Here is a 3,790-nt window from a genome sequence, read left to right on the forward strand (position 1 = left end):
CAGGCATGCGTCGGGGTCGAAGCCGGCATAGCCGGCATGCGCCGCGGCGTCAGCGGCAAGGCGGGCGAAGCGCAGGGGCATCGCAGGCCACGGCTTGCCGGTGGTGGGATCGATCCGGTCGTAGCGGTAACCGCGGCGATCACTGCACCAGCCCAGCCGTCCGCAGTTGGTCATCGCCACCGACATGGTAAAGCCGCCCGGCGTGACCAGATGGCGGAATGGCGCGTGTTCGGCCACTGCATGGATGTCCTCTACCAGTGCCTGGCCGATATCCAGGGCGAAACCGCGCAGCACCCATGCACCATCGGCCAGGGGTTCATCCCGCCGTTCCACGACGCCTGCGAACAGGTCGACGGTCACGGGCGGCCTTCGCGTTCGAGCAGCGCGCGCTTGCGCTCGACGCCCCAGCGATAGCCTGACAGGCCACCATCGTTGCGTACTACGCGATGGCAGGGGACGGCCACGGCGAGGTGGTTGGCGGCGCAGGCGCCGGCCACCGCCCGGACCGACGTGGGCGCACCGATCCTGTGCGCGATCTCGGTATAGCTGGCTGTCTCGCCGGCGGGAATTTCGCGCAAGGCTTGCCACACGCGGCGCTGGAAGGCAGTGCCGCGGATGTCGAGCGGCAGATCCAGGCCCTGGTTGGGCGTCTCGACAAAACCCACCACTTGCGCCACGACGCGATCGAAGTCGCGGTCGTCGCCAACCAGTTCGGCGTTGGGGAATCGATCCTGCAATTGGCGGACCAGGGCGTCGGGATCGTCGCCCAGCGTAATGGCGCAGATGCCCTGGTCACTGCGCGCCACCAGGATCGCACCCAACGAACATTGCCCCACGGCGAAGCGGATATGGGCTTGATCGCCTCCACGGCGGAAGCGGCTGGCGGTCATGCCCAGCTCGTCGGCCGCCGTTTCGTAGAAGCGGCTGCTCGAACCATAACCGGCTTCGTAGATGGCGTCGGTGACACGCGCAGCGTTACCAAGCTCCTGGCGCATGCGCTGGCCCCGATAGGCCGCGCCGTACTGCCGCGGCGTCACGCCTGCCACCGCTTTGAACATGCGCTGGAAATGGAATGGGCTAAGGCCTGCCTGCTGTGCCAACACCTCGAGCGTGAGCATGCTTTCGGCAGCCTCGATGGTCCGGCAAGCCGCCGCCACCAGCGTGGCCTGGCGTTCGGCCTGCGAGGGGCCATCGGGCTTGCAGCGCTTGCATGGACGGAATCCGGCGCGCTCGGCGTCTTCCCGCGTGGCGTGGAAGGCGACGTTCTGGCGCAGCGGCGCCCGTGAGCCGCACGAGGGCCGGCAATACACGCCGGTGGTGCGCACCGAATACCAGAAGGTGCCGTCCGCCGTGGCGTCGCGCGTTTGTACGGCTCTCCAGCGGGGGTCATTGGGCAGTTTGGTGGGTTGCGGTTTCATGGCGACCTCATCGGAAGAATATGATGGCGCCATCTTCCCCGGGCAAGGCGTCCAGGCCACTCCGGACCTTGCGGTCGAATTCGGCCCCGCTATCGGGCGAGTTCCGCATCCAGGCGGTAGGCCTGCGCCTGTTCGAACAGCCAAGCACGGAAAGTGGTAAAACCTGCGTGATCGACCGCGCGCGGGGATCGCGCCAGGAAATACGACTCCGCGCTAACCAGGTAACGGCTGCCGATCTGCCGCAACGCACCGGAGGCAATCAACGGCCGCGCCATCACCATGCGCCCCAGGGCCACGCCCACGCCTTCCATCGCCGCGCGCTGCAGGGCTTCGGAGGTGTCGAAGCGTGCCACGTAGCGAACCGGTGGCGAACCGCCGTGCGTGGCGAACCAGCGCGTCCAGCGGTCGGATGGATCGCCGAGCAAGGGCCAGCCGGCCATGTCATCGGCGTCCAGGCCATTGAAGCGGTCGATCAGTGCTGGCGTTGCCACGGGAACCATCCACTCGCCGAACAGGCGTTCAACGTGGACACCGGGCCATTGGCCCATGCCGTAACGGATACCCGCGTCCACGGCGTCGCGTTCAAAGTCGACCAGGTCGTTGCTCGACTGCAGGTTTAATTCAAGCTCCGGATGCCGGGCGACGAGGTCCGGCAACCGGGGTAGCAGCCACCCGGTCACTACGCCCGGCACGGAGGAAATGGTGACCACTTCCGCCCGCCGCTTGCGATAGCCGGCGATGGCGCGCTCGATGCCATCGAAGTGCCCGCCCACCGATTCGAGCAGGGCGCGGCCTTCTTCGGTAAGGACAACCCCGCGCGGTCCACGCGAAAACAGCGGGCGATCAAGCCGTTCTTCGAGCTGGCGAATCTGATGGCTCAGGGCGCTTACCGTCAGGTTCGACTGTTCGGCGGCACGGGTGAGATTGCCCAGCCGCGCCGCGGTGACGAAGCGGTGCAGCTGCATCAGTGGGATCGACATCTTGAATATTCCTCAAGGCGGTATGGTGAATATATCGCTTCCGGCGCCGCGAGGCGGGCCTTATCTTGATCCTCAAGAACTTACCCCTTGAAGGAGATTGGACATGGCATCGATCTTCACCAACCTTGCGTTTATGCACGGGCACATCACCGACGTGGCATTGGCCCGACGTCTGGCGGGCTTGCCCGAGGACAACGCGCAACCCACGAAACCGTCCCGGCCGGCCAAGCGAGAAAAGGTGGCTGAAATTGCGGGCGTTCGTCCCTCCACTGCCCCATCGCACTGGATGATCCTGGGGCTTCGCTGACGGGGGAAAAATGACTCTGACCCCTTATTGGGGGGCTTCATGGCGCACCGACATGGCCCGGCGGATAGTCGGGCCATGAAGATTCATCGCCGGGCGGCGTTCCTTGCCTTTCTCGTGGCGCTGGTGTTGATTATTGGCACCGGGCTTTACAAGAGCCTCACCCATCAGGAAACACACCCGCCTGGGGCAGACACGCCACCGGTGACGCGCCCCTAGAGGCTGTCTTGGCGGATGAATAGCAACACGCTGTGGCGTGTCTTGCCTCTAAGATGGCGACTTTTCGCCCGGGTCGGCAGGCACGTGAAAGAAACGCTTCGTTACTTGCTCGTGGCGCTGGTGCTTGCGGGCGCGTTTGGTGTGCATGCGCAGGACAAGGCGCGGCGTACTGATGTGCTGTTCTGGTCGCAAGCCGAGCGTGAGGCCCATTTTCGCGATATGCCGGCGATTTTTGCCGGCAATGTGGTGGTGCATGGGACCCGTGTGCATGCCTTGCCCGAGGGGCGGCCGCTTCGGCCACGCTGGCCTGATGGTCAATCGCTCGAGGCGTACATGAGCGCGCACAAGGTCGCGGCGGTCATGGTGCTGCAACATGGCCGCGTGCGCATCGAGCGCTACAGCCTGGGCTTCGGTGCCACGGGTCGCTGGACGTCGTTCTCCGTGGCCAAGTCATTCACCTCGACACTGGTGGGTGCGGCGCTGGCCGACGGCTCCATCCATTCACTGGACGACCCCGTGGTCCGCTACATCCCCGCGCTGAAGGGGAGTGCGTACGAGGGTGTCAATATCTGCCAGTTGCTCTCGATGACCTCGGGTGTGCGCTGGAACGAGGACTACAGCGATCCGAAGTCCGACGTGGCGCGCATGTACTCAGCGCCCCGGGTGCCTGGTGAGCCGGCCCTGGTGACCTATATGAAGACCCTGGGCCGTGAGGCTCCCCCAGGAAGCAAGTGGGTGTACAAGACCGGCGAGACCGACCTCATAGGCATCCTGGTCACCCAGGCCACGGGCAAGACGCTCGCCCAATACCTTGGCGAAAAAATCTGGCGTCCCTACGGCATGGCCAGCGACGCAGTGTGGCTGAAGGA

6 protein-coding genes are annotated in these 3,790 nt (G+C 65.3%); 3 read left to right on the top strand and 3 right to left on the bottom strand.

Features of this window, described 5'->3' with window-relative positions:
* The 3 genes from VK519_RS13430 to VK519_RS13440 form a co-directional block, all read right to left on the bottom strand.
* On the bottom strand, window positions 1-360 hold a 360-nt coding region (locus tag VK519_RS13430; protein WP_324350568.1), incomplete at its 3' end, for an alpha-ketoglutarate-dependent dioxygenase AlkB.
* Entirely contained in the window at window positions 357-1,418 is a 1,062-nt protein-coding gene (gene ada, locus VK519_RS13435; RefSeq protein ID WP_324350570.1) for a bifunctional DNA-binding transcriptional regulator/O6-methylguanine-DNA methyltransferase Ada, read from the bottom strand. The genes ada and VK519_RS13430, both read right to left, overlap by 4 nt.
* Before the next feature lie 89 nt (window positions 1,419-1,507).
* The gene (locus VK519_RS13440) at window positions 1,508-2,398 is read right to left on the bottom strand and encodes a LysR substrate-binding domain-containing protein (RefSeq protein WP_324350572.1); all 891 of its coding nucleotides are present in this window, start codon (window positions 2,396-2,398) and stop codon (window positions 1,508-1,510) included.
* A gap of 103 nt (window positions 2,399-2,501) precedes the next feature.
* Between VK519_RS13440 and VK519_RS13445 the strand changes: the two genes are divergently transcribed.
* From VK519_RS13445 to VK519_RS13455, 3 genes are all read left to right on the top strand, one after another.
* On the top strand, window positions 2,502-2,705 hold the full coding sequence (locus tag VK519_RS13445) for a hypothetical protein (RefSeq protein WP_324350574.1): 204 nt from the start codon (window positions 2,502-2,504) through the stop codon (window positions 2,703-2,705).
* 75 nt (window positions 2,706-2,780) lie between these two features.
* Window positions 2,781-2,921: a hypothetical protein gene (locus VK519_RS13450; protein ID WP_324350576.1), complete on the top strand. Its 141-nt coding sequence runs from the start codon at window positions 2,781-2,783 to the stop codon at window positions 2,919-2,921.
* 84 nt (window positions 2,922-3,005) lie between these two features.
* On the top strand, window positions 3,006-3,790 hold a 785-nt coding region (locus VK519_RS13455), incomplete at its 3' end, for a serine hydrolase domain-containing protein (protein WP_324350578.1).

The organism is Pinirhizobacter sp. (genome assembly GCF_035317885.1).
GTDB lineage: Bacteria > Pseudomonadota > Gammaproteobacteria > Xanthomonadales > Rhodanobacteraceae > Pinirhizobacter.

Coding starts and splice junctions, on each gene's coding strand:
- ada (WP_324350570.1), bottom strand. CDS start 1,418: ATGAAACCGCAACCCACCAAACTGCCCAATGACCCCCGCTGGAGAGCC.
- VK519_RS13440 (WP_324350572.1), bottom strand. CDS start 2,398: ATGTCGATCCCACTGATGCAGCTGCACCGCTTCGTCACCGCGGCGCGG.
- VK519_RS13445 (WP_324350574.1), top strand. CDS start 2,502: ATGGCATCGATCTTCACCAACCTTGCGTTTATGCACGGGCACATCACC.
- VK519_RS13450 (WP_324350576.1), top strand. CDS start 2,781: ATGAAGATTCATCGCCGGGCGGCGTTCCTTGCCTTTCTCGTGGCGCTG.